The sequence below is a fragment of the Bifidobacterium aquikefiri genome, from assembly GCF_002259795.1.
GTDB lineage: Bacteria > Actinomycetota > Actinomycetes > Actinomycetales > Bifidobacteriaceae > Bombiscardovia > Bombiscardovia aquikefiri.
In genome coordinates this window covers 208,961-232,738 of the sequence record NZ_MWXA01000008.1, presented here as the reverse complement: position 1 = coordinate 232,738, position 23,778 = coordinate 208,961, and the positions used below count along the sequence as shown (strand labels likewise).

Genomic DNA, 23,778 nt, shown 5'->3' with positions numbered 1-23,778 from the left:
TCCCCACAGCGCCTGGGAGATGTCGTCGACGCGGCGGGTGGACACGCCCGCCAGGTACATGTCGATCAAGGCCTCCTCCACGCTCTCCTCCCGGCGTCGGTACCGTTCGATGACCGCCGACTCGAACAGGGCGCCCTTCAGCTTCGGCACCCTCACACTCAATTTGCCGGCCTTGACCGTCAGATCGCGTTCGTAATGGCCGGCACGATACGCCTTCCTGCCGCAGGAACGCTCGTAGCGGGCCGCGCCGGTGATCTCGTCGGCCTCGGCGTCCAGCATCCGGTTGAGGATCTCGGTGACCTTCTCGCTCACCATCCGGTCCAGTTGGGTCTCGAACATGGGTTGATTCACCTGTAAAATGTGCTTGGGCATGGCCCGTACCTGCTTTCCAATCGGTTTTCTCTTTCAGCGATTGAAAATCGTACACACAGGACGGGCTATGCTCCCACCACCTCAAAACTGCGCAAGAATCCGGACGTTATCAAAGAATGTGCAACTTTTGTTTATTTGTAAACGAAATTAACTGGACACCGAATGGTAGCAAATAAAGAACAAGCAACAAGATGCCTGCCTGAGCGGACACAGCGATTATTCCACTCGATGAGCCATCTGATCCGCCGAAATTTCTGTATGAGGAAGTATAGTCCCCTAGGCCGTGTCCCCAAATTGGGCTGTCAAGGAAGGACTTTATCCCTGAAATTATATCGTTGCCATGAGTTTCTAAAGAATCGGTGTTCTTTTTGCTCTGTAGTGAATATATGCTCCAGAATGGTAGCGCTATAGCCAAAACAGAGAGAGATAGGCAATAGAGGAAATTAATCGGAATGTAGTTTTTACGGATTGCTCTGAATGTCTTGGATGTAGCCAATCCGCAAAACCAAATCAGAGGAAGCAAAATTATCCCTGTTGTCGAAAAGGATGCGAGCGATGATAGTGAGAGAACTAAGACTATCAGCTTCCTTGGATGCTTTATCAGTAAGATTTCTGCGGAGAGACATAATTGAAACACAAAATTTGCTAGAGGCGCTTCAACGAAGAAAAGAGTGAACTGTGGAATCGTTCTCCCTGCGAAGCTGATAATTTGAGTAATATACTCTATTCCAAGATAGCCAAAGGCTGTTTTTTCTCCTCCCCAATTGTATTGAAGAACAATGGAAGGTAGCTTAACATTTATGAATGCTACTGCTATCCACAGCAAAAGCCCTATTACGCATAAAATAGCGAGACAGTTAATGACTTTTGATATGAACTGATTTACGGTAGTTTCAAAGCCGAGTGTCGAGAATATCAAACCGTATAGTGGAATTAACACGACGAGAATTACGCTCTTCTGAGCAACGTATGAAATTACCGCATTGTCGGAAGTCAATAACCAACAAATTAAAACCATCATCAACGAGAATAAGGATAGCGTAAAGAACCTTAATACCGAGGAAGGGTCAATTTGATCAATCAGAGATGCTATCCAGCAGAAGCCGAGAGCCGCCAAAAGTGATTCAAACATTAGTGAGCTGAATTGAGAGCTCTTGAAGTACACGCTGTATGCAGACAGGAGAAATACGAATGCAACAAGGTATTCGAACGCGTACATTGCTGTTTGATGTCCGCCTCTGTAATTGCGAGATGCAGCTTTCATGGTTCTCCTTTATCCATTCAGAATGGGCATACTAGAGGTAGTGGCGGTCTTTTTTTGTGGATACGAAAGTTAGAAACTCTTTGTGTAGCCCTTCTTTTTGAATTTTGCCATCAAGAAGGAGGCTCCTTTTTTGGGCCAGTCCACAGGTTCGGTGTTTATTACAGGAAGCTCTGTGAATTTCAACTTTGTGGTAATTAACCAGACATCTAATAGCATTTCGCTTACACGACCAGGATACCTGGATTGGAAAGCATCAAGATTCGCATAGCCTAGTTCGGTTTCGAGTCTCCTTAAGAAAGGAAAAAGAAAGGTGCAGTAATTATCGAATATATTGTTCTTCATTATAAACATGTTGAACATATGCGCGCTTCGTGACATCATGACTTTATCGAAAGCAGGCACAAAGGGTGCGTAATTCTCAACTAGAATCTTCCTGGCCACTTCAAGATGCTTAGGTGTAAAAGTGTGCGAATAATGAGAGCTGACCGTCTCTATGTAGTAGTTGCGTTTTTTGGCAACAATGACATCGTTCTCTTTTAGAATCTCTTGAAGCTCCTTTGAAAGGATGATTCTTTTGAAACGATCTTGGGTAATAAATCTTACTGCACTTCGTGTTCCGAAATGACGACGATAATGTACTAGACCCTTGTATTCTGAACTTGTGTTTTTCCATATCCAATATAACGCAGTCAACTCTGAGTAGCTATTATTTCGTTTGGAAATATTTATCCCAGTATTATCTCCAGTCATTCCTTGCAATACATCGGAATGTATGGCTGCCCCAACATGGATTGGTAAGTATATAGAGTCATCCGGCATTCTGTATTGTTTGTGAGCTGCCACAGCGATAATGATAGAAGCTGGGACAAGTAATTCCTGACGTGTCATATAGTCTTTCCATTTCTTCGAAACCTAGTTAAGAAGTCTATCCCAACAACAGCTGCCATACTCATTGATTGTAGAGTCTATTCATTATTATCTTCAAAATTGCTAAAATGATGGTTTTCAACAAACCTGATTACTGATTACACTCGACCACACCTTCCGATAGAATCCAAACGTTAACTGTACGCGAAGGAGAAGCGCGTGGTGTCTGAGAGAAATGAATCTGAATCATCGGTGGCTGATGGTTCAACTGTCGAATCGAATCAAGATTCTGGCCTGACCATAATGGACTTGCTTGCTGCAATCCGTAAGCACTGGGCTATAGCGGTTTCTGCCTTCGCTGTCGTTCTGATTCTGGTGGGCGCTTATACGATACTGGCGACTCCACAATATACGGCTTCATCAGAATTATACGCAACGTATGATAACGCATCTGCTGACTCGGAAAGCATCACAGACATCAATACCGCTGGATCATACATATCAACGCAGATTAAGTCGTATCCGACCTTGGCGACGACTCAGGCGGTGCTTGACCCGGTGATCAGCGATCTCAATCTCAATATGAACGTTGCTGAACTCGGTAAGCTGATCACTGTCAGCAATCCGACGAACACCATGCTTATCGACATTTCCGTGGAAACCGACAGTCCTGCTCAATCCCAGCAGATAGCCAATGCAGTTGCTGAATCCTTGAGCAAGACCGTGAAATCGTCGCTCTACTCATCCAAGAACTCGCCGGTCAAGCTGGCGGTGGTGCAGAAGGCGACGTTGCCGACCAGCCCGAGTTCGCCGAACATCAAGCTGAATCTGTTGATAGGCGTTCTTCTGGGTAGCATCGTGGGCATACTTGCAGCTCTGCTGCGTGATATGACTGACACGCGGCTCAACAGCATCCAGGATCTTCGCCGCATCACCGGTGCGCCTTTGCTTGGATCCATCCCCACGAGCGACGCTGTGAGCAAGGCAAAACCTGTTGTAAGCGACGATCCAAATTCGATGGTGGCGGAGGAATACCGCCGCATTCGTGGCAACCTTTCGTTCATCGCTCCTGTTGAAGGCACACATTCGCGACTGCTTATCGTCACTTCCACGCTGCCGAGCGAGGGCAAGACCTCCACATCAACGAATCTTGCAGCAGCCTTTGCCGAGAATGGCAGTCGTGTACTCCTGATTGATGCGGATCTTCGCCACCCCAGCATCAGCAACAAGCTTGAGATCGACGGTTCCATTGGCCTTTCCCATGTGCTTTCCAACCAGGCCAACGTAGCAGACGCGGTTCAGCGCTACTGGAAGAACGATCTGCACGTCATGCCGGCCGGACCCAAGCCACCGAACGCTTCGTTGCTGCTGAACTCGACGCTTATGGAGGCGATGATCCAGCAGGCCCTCAAGCAATACGATTATGTGATCGTTGATACGACGCCCCTTGATATCGCTGCTGATGCCGGCATGTTCGGCCGAATCAGCAAAGGCATTGTTCTGGTCAGTGGGCGTGGCGTGTGCGATAAGAAAGAACTCGCTGAATCGGTGGCTCAGCTCAAGAATGTTAATGTTCCCATCATCGGAACCATTTTCAACTTTGCAGAGCAGCATAAGAGTCGAAAAGGGAATTATTACTATTATGATTCTGAAGGGAAGAAACAGGAACGTCATGCGCATGCTGCGTGACATCTGACAAAGGCAGTTGAAGACAATGGGGAGCCAAGAGAAGTGGGGGAATCGTGAATCAGAGTGATGATGCACCGAGTCTGATATTTCCCAGCGTGCCTTCATCTGGCGAATCTGCAGCCCAAAACAGTATGGGGTTGGAGCGACCCGTATTTGAATCGCGTATACGCAATCGACACGAACAACAATCTGGGCAGGAGACAGTCCCGTCTGAGGGTGGCTCTGATGATGCAGAACTGGTTGACACAGGTTGGGCTATTCAACCTTTGACCTTTGCGCCTGATACTGTGCAATCCTCTTATCACGGATCAACGCATCTCGTTCAACATCCCCAGACTTATGCTCAACCAGATGAGAGCATGCATGATTCAGACCGCAGGGCGATGATTCCAGACTCCCGACCGAAGCAGACATCGCGATTGCAGCAACATGATCATCTGGTAGAAGACATCAAGCCGCTTTTCCCTGATACCCCGCCCTCATATCCGCCCTCATATGCGTCCTCGATCGGTGAGGTGGAAGAGGCACATCGATTTGTAGGCGCCTCTCAAGAGTCCGTACAAGACCATCGAAGCTATCTGAACGATGTCACGTTCGCGAACATTCTTAGCGGAACTGAGGAAAGTCCCAGCGAACGGCAATCGGATTTCAGATATCGTCACTCGCACAGATCTCGGAAAAACAGCAAAAACAGCGGTACATTGTGGCTGGCATGTGGAGCAGCCGCCGTGATCGCGGTCGCGTGCATCGTCGTAGTGCTTGCACAACTTGTGTTCTAGGATAACGATGCGGCTATGGCTGTCTTTCAGAGCGGCTTATTCCACGGTCTCTTGATTAGTATTGAGCAATGGCCGAAGAAGATCTGCGACGATAATGCTTGCGCAGGGAATCAAGAATCGTCACAATGGCCGCGTTCGTCTGCTTGCATGCACGTTCGAAAACGTCAAAAGACTTTCTGTGCGGATCTTCAATGTCATCCGAAGTGGGAATGACTCCTATGAGTCTCGGAGCTTGCGTGATGATCGATTCCATGCGCTTCGGCACCGTCAACCCCTGGATCAGGCCACGCTCTGCACAGGAAGTCGCCAGATTGGCAAAATCTGGAAGCAGAAATACCCTGCGGCCCATCGTCGGTGCGAGTGTCTTGATGTCGGCGAGCTGCTCCTTCTCAAAGCAGAGAATCAAGTCGGCCGAACGAGCCATGTCAGCGGTGAGCCGGCGAGAGCGGAATTCACGAGATTCGATGCCGACCTCATCCATGAGTTCGCGGCTGAAGGGGTCAATGGCGTGATTCGTGAGCCCATGGGTGCCGGCACTATCAACCACAACGCTCGTTCCGGCAAGATAATGCCGCATCAGCAGTTCCCCGATGGGAGAGCGGCATATGTTACCGGTGCAGACGAACATAATGTGCATAAATTCTCCGTGCTCCTAAAACTCAATGGCATCTATCATATTGCAAGTCCCATAACTATATTCCCGTTGTCTAGATTGAAGTGCAACACTGTGGCTGGTGGGGTAAGTTTAGCAGTTCCTGCTGGTAGGCTTCGGCGGGTGTCTGGTAGCCGAGCAGGCGCATGGGCCGGTTGTTGATCTCGTTGACGATCGCCTGCAGCTCGTCGGCCATGTCCGGGGTGATTCTGCCGCCTTTGGGCAGGTAGCGGCGTAGCATGCCGTTCCTGTTCTCGTTGCTTCCGCGCTGCCAGGAGCTGTACGGGTCGGCGAAGTAGGTCAGCATGCCCAGGGCCTCCACGAGCGTGGAGTGGCCGGCGAACTCGGTGCCGTTGTCGTATGTGACGCTCCGGCGCGCCGGGGCCGGCAGCGGCGAGAATATGCCCAGTTGGGCGACGATGGTGCCGGCCGCGCCCTTGTCGGGGATGATGCGGGCCTTGAGGTATCGGGTCCTGCGTTCGACCTCGGTGTGCAGGTGGCAGCCGACGCTGATGACGCTGTCCGCCTCCCAGTGGCCGAACTCCCCGCGGTCGCTGGCGCATGCCGGGCGATGCCCGATGCCCACGCGTAGGCTGATGGGCGAGCCGTGCACGCGCCTGCCGCCGCGTTTCCGGCGTCTGCGGTGGGCGCGCGGCAGGTACTGCGCCCATTGCCCCCGCAGCGCCTGCGTGGAGTAGATCCACCGGTAGATGCTCTCCGGGCATACGCGCATCAGCGGGTCGTCCGGGTACTCGCCGCGAAGCCTGCCCGCGACGAGCAGGGGCGTCCACCCCCGGCGCAGCCGGTCCGTGACGTACGCGAGAAGCCGGTCGCACGCCATGCGACGGGGCTTTCGCGCGCGCGTCCTGCGCGCGTCGGCCTTGCGCTGGGCGGGACCCGCCACGTAGTAGCGGCCGGTCCAGGGCCCCGTCTTCAGCCGTTGCGGCCGGTACGGCCGGTAGGATTCGTTCTGGTTGGACGGGAACCACGTGTTGCGCCTGATCTCGCGGCTGATGCTCGACGTGCTACGGCCCAGCATGGCGGCGATCGCCCGGACCGTGGCGCCGTTGCCCACCTGGATCTGGATGACCTGCCTTTCCTCCTCACCGATATGCGAATACACTCGTGACATGGGTGCGACACCTTCCTCCCGCGGAAACCTAGACAATCTCCAATGGTATAAGGTGTTGCACTTCAATCTAGACAACGGGTATTGTTATGAATGTGCAAAGCGGATTTCCTGTTGCATCATCCTGGCCATCCTTCGGTCATTCCGTGCGTTTCCTTTCGTTCCGTGCGGACCCTTTCGTCCCGAGCATTCCCTGTCATCCCGAGCGAAGTCGAGGGATCTCCTGTGGGATACGTTGGGGTGAGATCTCTCGACTTCGCTGCGCTCCGCTCGAGATGACAGGGGGAGCAGTCTGAGCGTGATGACAGGGGAGGAGGGATGCCTGCTCGGGGTGATGGGGGAGGGATGCCTGAGCGTGATGACGGGGGATGAAGGGTGGGCTATGCTCGAGATGACTGAGTGGGCTATTTCGTGTCTGTTTTGTATGTGACTTCAGGGTCGAGCCAGCCCATAGGGGTCTGGTCCAAGGTCAGATCAGACGTTGCGTTGATCGAGGTGGTCACATCGTAGCTGTAGGTGACTGACTTGCCAGGGGCTATGGTAGCCACGCTCGTCCATGGCTTCTTGCCATCCATGCTTACCTGAGTGGGTTGTTCGGCATTGCCAGACACTGAGAAGTTTCGTATCGAGCCGCCTTGTGGAGCATAGAAGAGGATTCGCTCGACCGGAGTACCTGGAGCGCCAATGTTTCCCGTGCCACCAAGAATATAGGTGTTGCCGCTGGCCAGATCCGCGGATGAAATGGTGTTCGTGGCAGTGAATGCAACGTGGTAGGTCTGTGAGCCATTCTGGTTGTACGAGGTGCGCGTTATCACCGTTTTTCTATGCACATACCGATCCAGTTTCGAAGGATTGTTCTCATTGAGATAGATGCCTGTTTCAGGATCGGTTTCACTGCTGGGCGCATTCTTTGCAAGACCGGCACCCTGGAAGTATTTCGCCTCATCCGAATGGAAGGAATACAGATACAGGTGTCGCTGATTTGCCAGAGAACTGAAGGACTGTGCGATTTTGATCATTTTTGTGGCTGTCATGTTGCTGAACACGTTGTTCATGGCCGCAGAAGCGACATAGCTGAAATATGCATCCTGTTCAGATACGGGAACATCCTTGTAGATGCCATTCAGCATGAACTGTGCTGTATTGCTGCCGGTGAGCACCTGGCCGCTCGGCAGCGTGACGTTGCCACTGATTCCGATCATCTCTTGCACGAAAACCGGGTCGATTCCCATGACCCCATCGACGCTGGTTTTGTATTTGGAAACCTGCCACACTGATTTCACGGTTTCCGCAGTGCGCGAGAAATCAGGGAAAGCTGCCAGATCTCGAATGTCGAACGAGAAATCCAAGGGAGATTTGAACACTTCCTCTTCCTGGGCGTTGGCATGCGAGCCACCGAGATTAATGAACTCCGCATTCGGATGGAATGAGCCCACGCTGATCGATCCGTTGTTCGCAGTGAAACTACCCAAGGATCCTACCAGACCACCGCTTGAACGTGCCTCAGAGGTTGTCTGTGCCATAATCACGTAGGTGCGTGTTCCGCCGGATCCGAGGAACTTCGGCATCACCTGAATCAAATTGTTGATCTGATCGATCTGCTTGGATACGGCAGTGAATTGTTGTATAGCCAGGTCATAGGGTTCCTTGACCTCGGCCAAATGCGGTTCCGGCAGCCATTTCAGCTGGTCGAGCTCCGACTGGATGTCTTTATTGGCTTCACTGAAACCGCTCTGGGCATCGATGATCGGTTGCACATTGATCTGCCTATTACCGGAGCTCAACTTCGAACCGAGCATGGTCTGCATGGTCTTTGATAGCTGGGGGAGCGCCTGGGTGGCCAGGGAGTTCATCGTCTGAGTCATTCCTCGAACGGTCGTGATGTCGTCACCATATACCGGCACATGGGTGGCAAGCTTCCAAAGACCGCCGTTGGCAATGTTCGCGGCCTTCGCAGTATGGGCCTGGAGCTTGGGCAAGATTGCACTCACTGCAGCCGCATTATTGAGCTGGCTTACATTCTGAACGTTTGAAAGCAGTGCCAGAGCTTGTGATTCCTCGGATTTGACCTCTTGAGCCTGTTTGTAGAGCTTTACTCCGAGTAAGGCAGCGACCGCAATGGCAATTATCGCAATTGCAACAACAGTCAGGCTGACATTGCGCGCAGTGTGAGAGCGATGTCGATGATTTCTATGATGGTGAGGGTTGGAATCCCCGTGATGGTGATGAACGATTCCACGCTCATCGCGCTCGTCATGCTCATGCGAAAACGCATAGTCATCAAATGACATTGTTCCCCCAATGGACGTGTCCCCCTGATAAAAGTATACATACTGTTACTATTTCGTAGCATATGAATACTCCGATCGTTACCTCGATAAAGTATATGACTGGTTCCTTACCACGTACAGATAAGGCGAACGCTGATGAATGTGCCAACCACCCAGCATTTCCCACGCAATGGTTCGTTTTCCGGTAGCACCGATGAGTCCACAGAAAGGTATTCGGGGCGTCGTCGTGATCGTCGGCGAAGGCGGAAAAAGCGAGGCCATTCCACGTTAAAATGGATACTTGGCCTTTCCGGGTTGGGACTTGTTCTTGTTGTCCTTGTTTGTGGCGTGTTGTTTGCGATGAGTGTTATGCGTGTCAGAGGCGAATTGAAAGATGCCGCCGCACTGTCTGGAACCCTCTATGAGCATGTGATGAGTGGTGAAGGTGAAGAAGTGCAGGCAGATTTGAACTCACTTGCCAGCCATATTGACAATGCGCATCGTGAGACTTCGGGAGTCCTGTGGAAGGTTGCCGCCCGCACGCCGTATTTTCGGGATGACATCACCGCGGTGCGGCTGACGGTTCAAGCGCTTTCGACTGTTTCCTTGACATCTTTCAAGCCTTTGGAGCAGGTGTGCGAGCAATTTTCGGTGGATGATATTTCATTTTCCGAAGGCACGGTCAGTCTGCCCGGTTTGCAGGAAGCATCGCCATATCTTGTGCAGGCCCATGATGGGTTGGTTCAGGCGAATTCCATTGTCTCAATGATTCCGACTGCGAGGGTCAATGAATTGCAATCAGCTCTTTCACAGTTCGCGACCCTGTTCTCAACGGTGGAGCACGGATTGGCTGTGCTGTCTCAGGTCTCGCAGTTGGCACCCCCAATGCTCGATCTTGACAACCAAGGTGCCAGGAACTATCTTGTGTTGTCTCAAACGAATGCCGAACTCCGCGCAAGGGGAGGCATGCCCGGGTCCTGGGGCGTGATCCAAGTCGAACATGGCACGCTGACGATTCAGCCTTTTGTATCGGTGGGGGAGTTGCCGTGGCTGGATGAACCTGTGGTTCCGATCACGTTGAACGAAGAGCTTCTTTTTACCGACAAAATGGGACGGATGGGCCAGGATATGAATTTCACGCCCGATTTTCCAAGAGCCGGTGAAATAGCCAAGGCAATGTGGGAGCAACGATTCCAGCAGAAGATTGACGGCGTTGTAGCAATAGATCCTGTTGCGTTGCAATCGCTCATCGGTATTGTTGGAGAAGTCTCTCTGAGCGACGGAACCAAGCTGACGGCCACGAATACGCAGCAGACTTTGCTGCACGATGCATATGTGAATAAGGCTGTAAGCGATCAGGACGAGTTCTTTGCAGAGGTGGCAGGGCGTAGCTTCGAAAAGATCATGCAATATTCAGGAAGTGTGCTTGATCTGATGCGAGCTTTCTCCGATGCCACTTCAGGAGGGCATGTTCTGCTGTGGAGTGCGTATGATTCCGAGGAAGAGTTGCTGCGGGATACTCAGATTGCGGGAGATCTGGAAACTGAAGCTGAACGGCCACAGATAGGAGTGTTTTTCTCGGATCAGACGCAGTCGAAGATGGATTGGTATTTGAAACGCGACGTTTCCATTCTGAATGTGACGCAGGATGAAGACGGTTCGAAAGAATACAAGGTACGCATTGCGCTCAAAAATCTGATGAAACCCGAAGAAGTGGCTACCACGCCTGCTTATGTTCTCGGGGACTTACCAAGAGGCTTGAGTGCTGGGCAGATAGATACGGCCATTCTTGTGTATGCGCCGGTTTATGGCAGCATCGTCCGTACAGTGATGTCAGACAGCTCGGAGATTGATTCGACTACGGCGCATGAAGGGCTGCATGTTGGCTTGAAGAAAGTGACCTTGGACCCGGGCGAGAGCTTTGAAATGATCGCTTACATACAGTCTTCATCCACGGTGACTGCTGAAGTTGAACTGATACAGACTCCTCTGACACTCACCGCTGACGAGTAAAGAGGCGCTGGTGTGTAGAGCGTCGGTAACTGTAACGGTGATGGTGGGAGTAACTGTGCGGTCAGTGGCCATGGTGATGTCTGAAATAACGGTGGATTCGGCAACGACGGTGGCCTTCACATTTTGGTATGTATACCTGCGAAGTCAGATACCGTGAACATCTGTTCTGCCTTCTTGTCGTTCCGAGAGCTCCGCTCCTCTCATCCTGGCCTGCCCATCAGTTGCTATCCTGCCCTCCTGCCCTCCTGCCCTCCTGTCATCCCGAGCGAAGTCGAGGGATCTTCGCTGTTGCTATCCGACGGGGTGAGATCTCTCGACTCCGCTACGCTTCGCTCGAGATGACGTTGGGAGAGTGGGGTCGGGATGATGGTGGTGACTACTATGACGATTGTTTCGCGGGGCATGCAAAAGGGCTCCGAATTTTCGGAGCCCTTGGTGTTGATTTATTTAGGAGTCTGACATGCCATCTCTTAATGGAATCAAATCCCAGGAGTGACTATCGTGTGCTTTTTGCACGATTCATTGCAACGAGTGATACTGCGCCAGCGGCGGCGAGAAGTACAACTGCTGCTACGTATGGAGCAATGTCAGTACCGGTCTTGCCCAGTTCCTTTGCGGATGTAGCGGTCGCCTTGGCGGGGATCACATAGGGAAGCTCATATGTGCCACTGGCTACTACTGGGCCGGTTGTGTTGGTCTCAGGGTTATAGGCATTGATTGAGTAGCTGATTGCCTTGACTCCTGCGACAGGTGTGTACTTGAGGTTGGCGACGTGTGGTGAACTTTCGGAAAGGGCGAATGGTCCATACACCTTATTGGCAACCTGCACGACATTCGGCACCTGGTCGGTATCCACGGTGACAGTGACAGAAGTATAGCCTTCTTCATACAGGTCGTCTGAAACGGTGACTGGGATGGTGACGGTATGCGTGGTGGGATCCTGTGTGATTTCGTTGGTGTTGACACTGCCATAATCTGCGGCAAATGCGTTCTGCGGCATTACGACGGCGAACAGTGCAGTGAGGGCTACTGCGAGCACGATGAGTGACTGGCGCAATCCGATTGATTTTTTCTTCATTGATTTCTCCTTATGCATATTTTCTGAATACGTTAGGTACAGACCAATAACTGATTCAGCATACAGTGGACAAGGTACATTATATTAATCAACAAGTCAAAATTTATACTCAGATAATAATATCTTGATAATAATTCGGTAATACAGGATTAATACTAGAGTTAATAGGCTCCGACAGCTTTGAATATTGCCACCGCCGTTTTGAGCGTGATGACAATGTCGCCTGTGATTGACCAGTTTTCGATATACGAAACATCTAATTGTTCAGACAATTCTTGAGTAAGGTTCGATCTTCCAGATATTTGCCAAGGACCTGTGATACCTGGTTTTACCAGCAGTCGTGTTGAATAGAGTGTGTTGAATTTCTGGACTTCCTTCTGGAGGTGAGGGCCAGGACCAACGATAGACATGTCACCTTTCAGAACATTGAAAAATTGAGGAAGTTCGTCAATGGAATATTTTCTGATGGTTTTCCCAACCTGTGTTATACGCGGATCATCCTTCAATTTAAAAATGAATTCATGATTTTTCCCAGTCTGTTCTGCAAGTTCTTGAGCCATCTTATCAGCATTCACATGCATGGATCGCAACTTGAAGATCTTGAATGGTTTTCCATCTTTGCCAATCCGTTCCTGTGAATAGAAAACCGGTCCGTTGTCTTCATTTTTGATTGCAAGAGCGGCTGGAAATATGAGTAATGGTCCTATCACTATGAGCGCAGCTGCGGAGACTACGATGTCATAGAGGCGTTTCAAAATCGCTGCCGGGTAAGAGTATTGGGGGAGCGACGCTGAGAGAACCTGCAACTGTGATGAGTCGCGAAGATGCAATCTGTGCCCGCCAACATCGGCTACTGAAACGGTGAATGCCAACTCGATTCCCCTCGACTCCATCAGAAGAGAGAGTGCCCTCATCTGTTCGGAGTCGCGTGCGACGGTGTCGGTGACCAGCAGAATCTGAGTGTTCACTGCGTGTAGATCATTGGCGATGTCGCTGGAAAACGGAATAAACCGCACAGGGAATTCAGAGAAGTATACCGGACCTTCCACAGCGGCTGTGAAATTGTGCGAGCCATTGCCCTCATTGACGACCGGGCATACTGCTATCGGACGGTAACCCAGCACACTGCTGGATTTGAGCATCCTGAGGTTGTCAATGATCCCTTGAGGTGAACCGATGATGACGGTGTTATACAGGCATTGTCCCTTGTTGCGGATCCGAAGAATATACTGTTTGAAGCCCCAACGCATAAGAATTTCAAGACATGCGGCGAGAGCAGGGGCTTCGATTACCGCTGTTCTTGGCAGCGATAGCTCAAACATGTATACCAGATATCCACTGCCAACGATGGTGATGAACGCTGAATTCAGAATCATGGTATAGATTCGATAGCCATCGGTCATGATATGCCGTTGATAGGCGCCACATCCGCCCAAGGCGGCCAGCCAGATGCCACACTGCAATATCATGAATAGCCAGGTAGGCATGGTTGCGGAGAGTGTGATATACGATTCAGGTTTGAGGACGAAGCAGATCACCAAGGAAAATAGAAATACGGCAAGATCCTCAAGAATCAACGCAAACATGAAGAGATATCGCCATCTCGGAATTTGAGCCTTATGTGCACCATGCCGAATATCAGCAAACGAGACATTCAGATTGAAAGGTTTTGCGTGCCTTTGGGCAGCGAAGCTTGGCGGCATGGTCGGATTATCGCATGGTTGCGATGCATAGGTTGTGTCTCCATCAGCATTGCCCAATAGCGAAGACTCTTCCATTTTCGCTTCTCTCCCTTGACCACCGGTACGCCTGACCTCACGCAATGATGACAATCATAGTATTTCCTGTGAATTGACTGGATTCACTACAATTCTTATTGCTCAGTTGCATAACTTTCAAGCAATTATAAGCATCTGATGTGCCATGACGGTGCCAGCATGCAAGAAGTATGGCGATGCCTGTGCTGATGCCTGTGCCTGTGCCGATGCCTGTGCTGATGCCTGTGTCGGTGTCGGTGTCGGTCAATATTCACATGTCCAGATCATTCATTGGATTCCTCATATCTGCCTTATATGTGCGATGTTGTATTCTTGAGGTCGTTAATTTTTAGTTGGGGGACTTCAAGGTGAAGATGAACAATGTGAGGCAGCTATCCGCTGTGCTGATGTGTGCTGGCTTGATGCTGACAGCAGTGGCCTGCGGTACGACCGATGAATCTGAGTCAGGTTCTGCAGATGCGAAGAGCGGTTCGGCCAATGCAACGATTCAGCCATATAATGTCAACGGAATCAAGAAGGATCCGGCGATCGCATCATTGGTGCCATCGAGCGTTACTGAGGACAACCAGCTGACCGTCGGCATGGAAACCTCGTATGCTCCTGCTGAGTTCCTTGAGGCTGATGGCAAGACACCGACCGGATATGATGTCGACTTGACCAATGCGATTGCGCGTGTGTGGGGCTTGAAGCCGAATCCGACCAGCGCCTCGTTCGACTCGATCATTCCCGCGATCGGGAGCAAGTACGATTTGGGAATCTCAAGCTTCACGATCACCAAGGATCGTGAGCAGACGGTCGATATGGTCTCGTATTACAAGGCTGGCATGTCATATGTGGTCAAGAAGGGCAACCCGCAGAAGATCGATACCAAGAACATGTGCGGTGTGAGCATGGGAGTCCAGACCGGAACCATCGAGGAGCAGGAAGCCGATACCAACAGCAAGAAATGTGCGGCTGATGGGAAGAAGGCCATGAACGTTCAATCATTCAAGATGCAGACCGATGCAACGACCGCAGTGCTCACTGGTAAAATCGATGCATTCTATGCTGATTCGCCTGTGGCGGGATATGCCGTTGCTCAGACTGGGGACCAGCTTCAGACAGTTGGCGAGGATGAAGGTGTTGTCCCGCAGGGCATTGTGCTGAAGAAGGGTGATACTAAGCTCGGTGAGGCAGTGCAGAAAACGATGCAGAAATTCATCGACGATGGCACCTACGGAAAGATCCTGAAGCACTGGGGTGTTCAGGGCGGTGCAATCGACAAGGCCGAGCTCAATCCTTCCGTCGAATAGTTCGGTGTCCATTCATTGCTGGCTCGAAGCTAGCTTCGAACATGCGAAATCCGTTGCGAGTGCATTTGCGAGTGCTTTATCGTGCCGGGTTTCGTTCGAATCCATTGCAAAGGTCAGAATATGACAACGCTGCGCGCAACGACCACACGCCTTGGCGTGCTCGACATTGGCTCCAACACCATACATATGCTTATTGTCGATGCAGCGCACGGGGCTCGCCCAATTCCTGAAGCCAGCTGCAAATCTACGATTCGCTTGATGCAATACATCAAGGAAGATGGTTCGATCAAGAAGTCAGCGGTTGAGATCATTCTCAAGGCAATAGACAAGGCCATGGAAATGGCCGGGGAACATGACATTACCCAACTGCTTCCCATGGCTACTTCCGCCATACGGGAGGCTCCGAATGGTGCGAAGATTCTTCACAAGCTCGAGCACCATATTGGTCAGCCGATCACGGTACTTTCGGGAGCGGACGAGGCACGCCTTACATTTTTGGCAGCGAGGCGTTGGTATGGCTGGGATGCCGGACGTCTGCTCATGATCGATATCGGCGGAGGATCACTTGAAGTGGCAATGGGTCGCGACGAGGAACCAAGTCTCGCCTTAAGCGTTCCTGCCGGCGCAGGACGAGTGACCCACGAATTCCTTCCCGATGGCATGGCTGATGAGCGTCAGCTCGAAGATGTTCATGAGCAGGTGCGAGAAATCATCAAGCCGATGGTTGAGAGTTTTCCAATCACCAAGGAACCAAATCACGCAGTCGGTACTTCCAAGACGCTCCGATCCTTGGCTCGCCTTGTAGGAACAGTGCGGAAGGAACATGGTCGAGAGAATTCGATGGTCATGACCCGCAAGGAGCTCGAAGATTGGATTCCTAGGCTGGCAGCAATTTCTCCCGATCAACGAGTTGCGCTTCCGGGCATCACCAAGGAACGAACTTTCCAGATTATCGGGGGTGGAGTGGTTGCCGACGAAATCATGAAGGCCTTGAACGTTGATGAAGTAGAAATATGCCCTTGGGCTTTGCGCGAAGGTGCCATCTTGCGTTGGCTCGACCAATTTGGCCGCACAACTCTCGGTTTTTGACTCGAATCAGGCTCTTCCGAAACTCGTAAAACTCGATTTTTTGAATAACTTCTGGTTTCCGTGTCACACCTATTTCGTTGATGTTTCGCGGTTTTGGCAATTGGTCGATTGATCGTTGCCCAGTCGTAACCGGCTCAAGCCTTAATCGTAGATAAACAACCGTATGTCCCGCAGTCGTCACAGAGTGTATAGCATGATTCAAAGCCCTTATTTGCCGATTCATAACGATGCCGCTGCTGTTCCGATCGCCCAGGAGCTGCCACGTTTGGCGCGTGAAACCACCGCCGAGAATCCATGGCCGGTGAGTGTGCTGAGTCAGAAGTTCCACGATGCTGTAAGCCGCTGGCCAAGCGCATGGATCGAAGGGCAGATTGTGGAGATCAATACGCGAAGAAGCGGATCGGCATATCTGACGGTTAGGGATAGCATCGAGGATATTTCGATTTCCGTTATGGGTTTCCGTAACTTTGCAGTGATGGCTCGCGATTTTCGTCAGGGCGACCGCGTGGTGATTCACGGAAGACCTGATCTGTGGGTAAAACAGACTCGACTGAGCTTCATGGCCGACGATATCCGTCGCGTGGGAACCGGAGATCTGAAGGCACAGATCGAGGAGCTTCGCAAGAAACTCAAGGGCGAAGGACTGTTCGACGCCGATAGGAAGGTCGCCCTGCCCGAGTTCCCGAGCAGACTGGGCTTGGTCTGTGCTCCTCAGGCGCGAGCCGAGGGCGATGTCATCACTAACGCCCGTTTGCGGTGGCCCACGATTGAGTTCACCATCGTTCATGCTCACGTGCAAGGGCCGCAATGCCCGCCCGATGTGATTCAGGCAATTCAGAAACTCGATATGGACCCGGCCGTTGATGTGATCATCGTTGCTCGAGGAGGTGGCAGCTTCGAGGATTTGCTTGGGTTCTCGGACGAAGGGGTTGTCCGCGCAACCGCGGCCTGCCAAACGCCAATAGTTTCTGCCATAGGGCATGAGGATGATTGGACGCTGATTGATCTGGCTTCTGACATGCGTGCATCAACTCCTACCGATGCTGCGAAACGTGTTGTGCCAGATGTTGTCGAGCAGATGCAGATAGTCGAAGAAGGCCAGCGCAGAATCCGCGAACGTATTCGTTCCATGGTGGAGAACGAGTCCAGACTGGTTGATGGTTATGCCAATCGTCCGAGTCTGACCAATCCTCAGACGATGCTTGAGAAACCCCAGCGTTTCGTTGATGATTCACAGCAGCGGCTCGATATTGCGCTGCGAAGAATCGTTGACGATGCAAGTCTCACAGTCGAAAAGCTCCACGCATCCCTGACGGCCATGAGTCCACAATCAACATTGAATCGAGGCTATGCCGTGGTTCAGGCGAGTGATGGTCATGTCATCGATGACCCGGATGCGGTGTCGGCGGGGGAGAATCTCACCTTGACGCTTCGTCGTGGAAGCTTGCAGGCTCAAGCGCTATGAATTTCGTTTCGGAATATCAATCAACCAGTACATGGAGGAACAATGGCCAAGAAGGATCTAGACGAAAAACAAAATGACAATGCAGATGCAACGAAGACAAACGATGTTGAAACGCATCTGAGCGATAAGGAACGCGAAGCCATTGCAAAGATGCCATACGAGCAGGCTCGCGATCAGCTTATTCAGGCCGTTCAGGCGCTTGAGGCGGGTGGCTTGGATCTGGATGCGTCGATGCGTCAGTGGGAAATCGGCGAGGCACTGGCCAAGCGGGCTCAGGATCTGCTCAATCAGGTTCGCAACAAGCTTGATGAGGCTCAGGCTCGGCAGGCCAGCGCCGGCGAAAGTGCAGGAACACAGTCCAATCTTGAGTAGTCTTGAGTGGTGTCGAGTAGCAGATGGATTCATTGTGAACTCAGCAAAGTATATGGCGCGTTTTCGCCGCATTATTAGGCGTATATCGGGCAGAATATTGTGGTTTGGGCGAGCTTATACTTTGACAAGTTCACAATGAATGTCGAAGTTGGGATTTTTGCGAGCTAATCCTCCATGGACACGTGTTATTCATTACTCGTATAGCTTGTTTGGCGCGTATGTACGCGCTTTTCCCAGCTCTTCGCTTAGGCTTGAGTCATGAACACAACTCGAGTCAATTTCGCGCACTTGCTCACCAAGCCGAATCCCAAGCATTTGGCGAGTCTGATGCGATTCTTTGAGAGTGGCAAGCTGCAGCCGAATGAATACGGGTATGGTGTCGAAATCGAACACCTGCCGGTTCATAACAGCGACGATTCGGCCGTGACATATTGGGAATCGAATGGCATCGAGACCCTGCTGAAGCGTCTTGCTCCGTTCTATAACGCCGATGAAGAATATTGGGAGAATGGCCACCTTGTGGGCTTGAACAGAGACAAGGTGAATGTCTCGCTTGAACCTGGCGGGCAGGTCGAATGTTCTATCGGCATTTTCCATACCCCCGACGATTTCAACGCAACCTATGAGTCCTTCCGCGCTCAGGTGGATCGCATTGCGAACGAACTTGGATTCAGACTTATTAATTACGGCTATCAACCGGTGACCAAGTTCAATGACATTCCTCTCAACCCCAAGTATCGCTATGAATCGATGAACAAGTATCTTGGCCGCATCGGTTCCTACGGACCGATGATGATGCGTTGCTCCGCCTCGACGCAGGTGAGCATCGACTACACCGATGAACGCGATTCGATTCAGAAGATGCGAGTGGGAACGGCAATCGGACCAATCATTGCATGGTTTTTGCGCAATACGCCGTATTTCGAAGGTGACGACAATCCCTATCCATTGCTTCGTCAACGAATGTGGGATTTCATGGATCCCCAGCGCACCGGCATCATGCCAGGCTTGTTCAGTCCGAACTTTTCGTGGGAAACATACGCCATTGACGTGTTGAGCACCCCACTCCTTTTCGCCGATCTGACACACACTCCGGAGAAGAGGGATTCAGTCCCCGACGGCCACGTGATTGCGTGGCATGAGAATGCGGCTGAAATCTATCCAGACCGAGATCTCAACCAATACGAGATCAACCATATTCTTTCCATGCATTTCAACGACGTTCGCATGAAGAACTTCCTGGAATTCCGTCATTGGGATTCGCTGCCTGAAGACCGTGCGCGCAGGCTTGTCGATATCATGTTCTCGCTCTATTACAACACCGAGAACCTTGGCAGACTCACAAGCTACTTCGATGGACTCACGCAGCTCGACGTGGAGGCGACGAAGTCGGGCATTCAAGCCAACGGTGCTGAGGCAACGCCTTACGGGCAGCCGATGGAGTTCTGGCAGGAATTCCTCGGTCTTGAAGGTCTACTCACGGACATTCCCGGCGATCCCAAGCATCCTGACGTCTTCCAAGCCTGAATTTTGCTGCGTGCTGCTGCTTGGCTGTTTACTTTCGCCGTCGTCCCGTGTGTTTTCTGTCGCTGTCATCCCCTGTGTTCGCTGTCATCCCGAGCGAAGGCAGCCTGCCCTGAGCGAACGCAGTGAGTCGAAGGGAGGGATCTCCGCAGTGGCATCCAATGAAGGGGTGAGATCTCTCGACTCCGGCTGCGCCTTCGCTCGAGATGACAAGTGGTGCTCGAGATGACAAATGTTACTGAGAAGACGCAAGAGTTTTCAAAGCTTGTAGCAAAGTGCAGCGCGACTCCAGCACAAGTGTTATTATTGTCGCCTGTATGGCATTGATCCGTTATCAGCGGGGAGTCACCGGAAGAACGCGCAAGGTGTGAATTCCAGGTAACGGTTGCAGTACTGGGCAACCGTTTCGTGGAAGCAAGCAACTGGCATTATTAGAACCGGCGGGATGGCCCGAATAGCCTGATTCAAGCGGTTGTGCAGTTGAGATTCGATGAGCTGCACAGCAAGCGGGGTGGTACCGCGGTGGCAGCGAGGAATCGTTGCGAATCGTCCTCGTAAGGTGAAAAACCTAGACACGAGGAGATTGCGGTGAGTGATACCACAGAATCAACTACACATGATTCAGCCAATCAATATCCCAAGGCAAGTGCGTCGGGAGAGGACGCGCGTGTGGCGCCGAATCCGAGCTTTCCTGACTTGGAACAGCACGTTCTGAAGTATTGGGATAAGGACGACACCTTCGAGAAGTCCATCGATCACAGAAGCTCGGGCGAACATTTCAACAACGAATTCGTGTTCTTCGATGGTCCTCCATTTGCCAACGGTTTGCCACATTATGGTCATTTGCTGACCGGCTATGCCAAGGATGTGATTCCGCGCTATCAGACCATGAAAGGGCGCAAGGTCAATCGAGTCTTCGGATGGGATACGCATGGTCTGCCTGCTGAGCTGGAGGCACAGCGAGAGCTTGGCATCGAGAGCGTTGACCAGATCGAAGAGATGGGCATCGCGAACTTCAACGATGCCTGCCGTAAATCCGTGCTGAAATATACGGAGGAATGGAAGGGCTACGTTCACCGTCAGGCCCGCTGGGTTGACTTCGATCACGGCTACAAGACGCTCAACACCACCTACATGGAATCGGTGATCTGGGCGTTCAAGCAGCTCTATGACAAGGGTCTTGCATATCAGGGATATCGCGTGCTGCCGTATTGCTGGAATGATCAGACACCGCTATCGAACCATGAGCTGCGCATGGATGCCGACGTGTATCAGGATCGTCAGGATCTGACGGTTTCCGTTGCCGTCAAGCTCAAGGACGAGGACGACGCCTATGCGGTCTTCTGGACGACCACGCCATGGACGGTGCCTACCAACTTTGCGATCGTCGTAGGCGCAGACATCGAATACAGCGAATTGCTTGCCGTGAACGGTCCGAATGCCGGCAAGAAGTTCTATATCGCTTCCGCGCGTGTTGAAGACTATGAGAAGGAACTCGGCGAGGATTACCAGGTTGTGCGTACGCTGAAGGGCTCGGAGATGGAAGGCTGGCGCTACTGGCCCGTGTTCCCGTACTTCTCTGATGACAAGGCTCTGGGCGAGGGAGCAGCTCCCGGCCCGAACGCCTATCAGATCTTCACCGCAGACTATGTCGATACCGTTGAGGGAACCGGACTCGTGCATCAGGCTCCCTATGGCGAAGATGATATGAACACCTTGAATGCCAAGGGCATCAAGTCGGTTGACGTGCTCGATGCCGGAGCGGTGTTCACTTCACTCTGCCCCGATTATGAAGGCTTGCAGGTCTTCGATGCAAACATGCCCATCATCCGTAACTTGCGTGCCGGTGACGGCCCGTTGGCCAGCATCCCTGATGCACATCGCGCGATCCTCTTCCAAGAGAAAAGCTATGTGCACAGCTACCCACATTGCTGGCGCTGCGGCAAGCCACTGATCTACAAACCAGTTTCGAGCTGGTTCGTGTCGGTCACGAAGTTCAAGGATCGTCTGCTCAAGAACAATCAGCAGATCAACTGGATTCCTGAGAATGTGCAGGATGGTCAGTTTGGCAAATGGCTTGCGAACGCGCGCGACTGGTCGATCAGCCGCAACCGTTTCTGGGGTTCGCCAATTCCAGTCTGGGTTTCTGACGATCCGAAGTATCCGCGTGTGGATGTATACGGTTCGCTTGAGCAGCTGAAAGCGGACTTCGGTCGCTATCCAACCGACGACAAGGGCAACGTGAACCTTCACCGCCCATGGATTGACGACCTTACACGCCCGAACCCCGACGATCCGACCGGCAAGTCGCAGATGCACCGCATCTCCGATGTGCTTGACTGCTGGTTCGACTCAGGTTCGATGCCATTTGCACAGTTCCACTACCCATTCGAAAACAAGGAATACTTCGAGCAGCACTTCCCATGCGATTACATCGTGGAATATATCGGTCAGACCCGTGGCTGGTTCTACCTGCTGCATGTGATGGCGACAGCCCTGTTCGACAAGCCTGCGTTCAAGAATGTGATCTGCCACGGCATCGTGCTCGGCTCGGACGGTCAGAAGATGAGCAAGCACTTACGCAACTACCCTGATGTGAATGGCGTGTTCAACAAGTTCGGATCCGACGCGATGCGCTGGTTCCTCATGATTTCAACGGTGCTGCGCGGCGGGAATTTGGTCGTGACCGCCGATGGTATTCGCGACACGGTCCGTCAGGTGATGCTGCCGGTATGGAGCTCATATTACTTCTTCACGCTCTATGCCAACGCTGCGAATAAAGGCAAGGGATTCAACGCACGCCGACTTACTCCGGAAGAGGTCAAGGATTTGCCGCGCATGGACCGCTATCTGCTGGCCCGCGCTCGCAGGATGGTGCTCGACACCGAGCATTCGTTGAACGACTTCGCCATTGCCGATGCGTGCGCTTCGGTTGGCGAGTTCATCGATGTGTTGACGAATTGGTACATTCGCAACACTCGTGACCGTTTCTGGGCAGAAGATCCGAATGCATTCAACACGCTGTATACGGTGCTGGAAGTCTTCTCGCGGGTTTTGGCTCCTTTGGCTCCTATGGAAGCCGAGGAAGTCTGGCGTGGTCTGACCGGAGGTGAATCCGTGCATCTGGCAGACTGGCCGTTCGTCGTTGACGAGAAGACCGGCGAAGATACCGATCTGGGCAAGGTGCTCGTTGCCGATGACAAGCTCGTTGGTGCCATGGAGAAGGTACGCGAGGTCGTTTCGAGTACCTTGAGCCTTCGCAAGGCACAGCAGATCAGAGTCCGTCAGCCTTTGAGCAAGCTAACGGTCGTGGTTGAGAATGTACTGGCCTTGAAGCCGTACGAAGAGCTTTTGAAGAGTGAGCTCAACGTGAAGAATGTTGTCTTCTCCACGCTTGAGGAGGCATCTTCGAAGGGATTGAAGATTCTTCATGAACTGCGCGTGAATGCTCGCGCTGCAGGTCCGCGACTCGGCAAGCAGGTACAGTTTGCGATTCGTGCATCAAAGTCAGGTGCTTGGCATCAGCAGCCGGACGGTTCGGTCGTTGTTGAAACGCCTTCGGGTGAATTGCCTTTGGTCGATGGCGAATACGAAGTGCTGAACCAGGTCGAAGAGAAGGATGCCAAGGAAGAGGCGAACTCTGTTTCGACTGCTTTGCAGACTGGTGGCTTCGATATTCTCGACACCCAGTTGAACGCTGATCTGCTTGCCGAGGGATACGCGCGCGATGCCATTCGTGTTGTTCAGGATGCCCGTAAGGAAGCTGATTTCGACATTTCTGATCGCATTGAGCTTACGATGACGGTTCCAGCCAATGACGTTGCCAAGGTTGAGCAGTTCCGCGATCTGATTGCCAGAGAAACGCTCTCGACCAGCCTGGAGATTCGTGCGGACGAGGCTGCAGATGAGTTGAGCGTCTCGGTAGAACGCGCATAACAGCAGACCGTAAATCGGAAATTGGGGGGTTGGGATGAGCCTATAGCTCATTCCAGCCCCCCAATTGCGTATGTCGAAAGGTGTTGTTGACCGAGACTGCGAGCTCTTCTTCTATCGTCTGTATCGTGTCCTTCTTCTGTCGTCTGTGCAGAGTGTTCTTCTTCTGTCACCTGTATAGTGTTCTTTTTCTGTCATCTCGAGCGGAGGCG

General features: G+C 52.0%; 17 protein-coding genes. 9 read left to right on the top strand and 8 right to left on the bottom strand.

The window, feature by feature from the left end:
* The 3 genes from BAQU_RS09090 to BAQU_RS09080 all read right to left on the bottom strand — a co-directional run.
* The coding region (locus tag BAQU_RS09090) for a transposase (RefSeq protein WP_211277153.1) at nt 1-372 on the bottom strand (372 nt) is incomplete at its 3' end.
* A gap of 109 nt (nt 373-481) precedes the next feature.
* Complete coding sequence (locus BAQU_RS09085; protein WP_094694878.1) at nt 482-1,636, bottom strand: hypothetical protein; 1,155 nt, start codon at nt 1,634-1,636, stop codon at nt 482-484.
* Between the two features lie 69 nt (nt 1,637-1,705).
* Nucleotides 1,706-2,524 (bottom strand): DUF4422 domain-containing protein, encoded by an 819-nt coding sequence (locus BAQU_RS09080; protein ID WP_094694876.1) that lies wholly within the window; start codon nt 2,522-2,524, stop codon nt 1,706-1,708.
* A gap of 198 nt (nt 2,525-2,722) precedes the next feature.
* Here BAQU_RS09080 and BAQU_RS09075 point away from each other — a divergent pair, with 198 nt between their 5' ends.
* Together BAQU_RS09075 and BAQU_RS09070 are read left to right on the top strand one after the other, a co-directional pair.
* The gene (locus BAQU_RS09075) at nt 2,723-4,192 is read left to right on the top strand and encodes a tyrosine-protein kinase domain-containing protein (RefSeq protein WP_338022714.1); all 1,470 of its coding nucleotides are present in this window, start codon (nt 2,723-2,725) and stop codon (nt 4,190-4,192) included.
* Between the two features lie 53 nt (nt 4,193-4,245).
* Nucleotides 4,246-4,971 carry a hypothetical protein gene (locus tag BAQU_RS09070; protein ID WP_094694874.1) on the top strand — a complete coding sequence of 242 codons (726 nt, stop codon included), beginning with the start codon at nt 4,246-4,248 and terminating at the stop codon, nt 4,969-4,971.
* Nucleotides 4,972-5,026: 55 nt separating this feature from the next.
* On the opposite strand, the gene BAQU_RS09065 is transcribed toward BAQU_RS09070, so the two are convergent.
* The 3 genes from BAQU_RS09065 to BAQU_RS09055 all read right to left on the bottom strand — a co-directional run bounded on the left by BAQU_RS09065 (nt 5,027) and on the right by BAQU_RS09055 (nt 9,043).
* Nucleotides 5,027-5,608, bottom strand: coding sequence for an arsenate reductase/protein-tyrosine-phosphatase family protein (locus BAQU_RS09065; protein ID WP_094694872.1), 582 nt, complete (start codon nt 5,606-5,608; stop codon nt 5,027-5,029).
* A gap of 70 nt (nt 5,609-5,678) precedes the next feature.
* Complete coding sequence (locus tag BAQU_RS09060) at nt 5,679-6,755, bottom strand: IS30 family transposase (RefSeq protein ID WP_094694870.1); 1,077 nt, start codon at nt 6,753-6,755, stop codon at nt 5,679-5,681.
* A gap of 401 nt (nt 6,756-7,156) precedes the next feature.
* Nucleotides 7,157-9,043 carry a DUF4012 domain-containing protein gene (locus BAQU_RS09055; RefSeq protein WP_094694868.1) on the bottom strand — a complete coding sequence of 629 codons (1,887 nt, stop codon included), beginning with the start codon at nt 9,041-9,043 and terminating at the stop codon, nt 7,157-7,159.
* Nucleotides 9,044-9,382: 339 nt separating this feature from the next.
* Here BAQU_RS09055 and BAQU_RS09050 point away from each other — a divergent pair, with 339 nt between their 5' ends.
* On the top strand, nt 9,383-11,035 hold the full coding sequence (locus BAQU_RS09050) for a DUF4012 domain-containing protein (protein WP_158215687.1): 1,653 nt from the start codon (nt 9,383-9,385) through the stop codon (nt 11,033-11,035).
* Between the two features lie 496 nt (nt 11,036-11,531).
* Here BAQU_RS09050 and BAQU_RS09045 read toward each other — a convergent pair whose 3' ends face one another.
* The gene (locus BAQU_RS09045; protein ID WP_094694864.1) at nt 11,532-12,113 is read right to left on the bottom strand and encodes a hypothetical protein; all 582 of its coding nucleotides are present in this window, start codon (nt 12,111-12,113) and stop codon (nt 11,532-11,534) included.
* A gap of 161 nt (nt 12,114-12,274) precedes the next feature.
* Nucleotides 12,275-13,891: a sugar transferase gene (locus tag BAQU_RS09040; protein WP_094694862.1), complete on the bottom strand. Its 1,617-nt coding sequence runs from the start codon at nt 13,889-13,891 to the stop codon at nt 12,275-12,277.
* A gap of 353 nt (nt 13,892-14,244) precedes the next feature.
* Between BAQU_RS09040 and BAQU_RS09030 the strand changes: the two genes are divergently transcribed.
* The 6 genes from BAQU_RS09030 (at nt 14,245) to ileS (ending at nt 23,569) form a co-directional block, all read left to right on the top strand.
* Nucleotides 14,245-15,183, top strand: coding sequence for an ABC transporter substrate-binding protein (locus BAQU_RS09030; protein WP_094694859.1), 939 nt, complete (start codon nt 14,245-14,247; stop codon nt 15,181-15,183).
* A gap of 120 nt (nt 15,184-15,303) precedes the next feature.
* Nucleotides 15,304-16,272 carry a Ppx/GppA phosphatase family protein gene (locus tag BAQU_RS09025; protein ID WP_094694858.1) on the top strand — a complete coding sequence of 323 codons (969 nt, stop codon included), beginning with the start codon at nt 15,304-15,306 and terminating at the stop codon, nt 16,270-16,272.
* A 193-nt stretch (nt 16,273-16,465) separates the two neighbouring features.
* On the top strand, nt 16,466-17,737 hold the full coding sequence (gene xseA, locus BAQU_RS09020) for an exodeoxyribonuclease VII large subunit (protein ID WP_094694856.1): 1,272 nt from the start codon (nt 16,466-16,468) through the stop codon (nt 17,735-17,737).
* Nucleotides 17,738-17,779: 42 nt separating this feature from the next.
* Nucleotides 17,780-18,109, top strand: a complete 330-nt coding sequence (locus tag BAQU_RS09015; protein WP_094694854.1) for an exodeoxyribonuclease VII small subunit — start codon at nt 17,780-17,782, stop codon at nt 18,107-18,109.
* A gap of 258 nt (nt 18,110-18,367) precedes the next feature.
* The gene (locus BAQU_RS09010) at nt 18,368-19,636 is read left to right on the top strand and encodes a glutamate-cysteine ligase family protein (protein ID WP_094694853.1); all 1,269 of its coding nucleotides are present in this window, start codon (nt 18,368-18,370) and stop codon (nt 19,634-19,636) included.
* A 585-nt stretch (nt 19,637-20,221) separates the two neighbouring features.
* Complete coding sequence (gene ileS, locus BAQU_RS09005; protein WP_094694851.1) at nt 20,222-23,569, top strand: isoleucine--tRNA ligase; 3,348 nt, start codon at nt 20,222-20,224, stop codon at nt 23,567-23,569.
* The last annotated feature ends 209 nt before the right edge of the window (nt 23,570-23,778 follow it).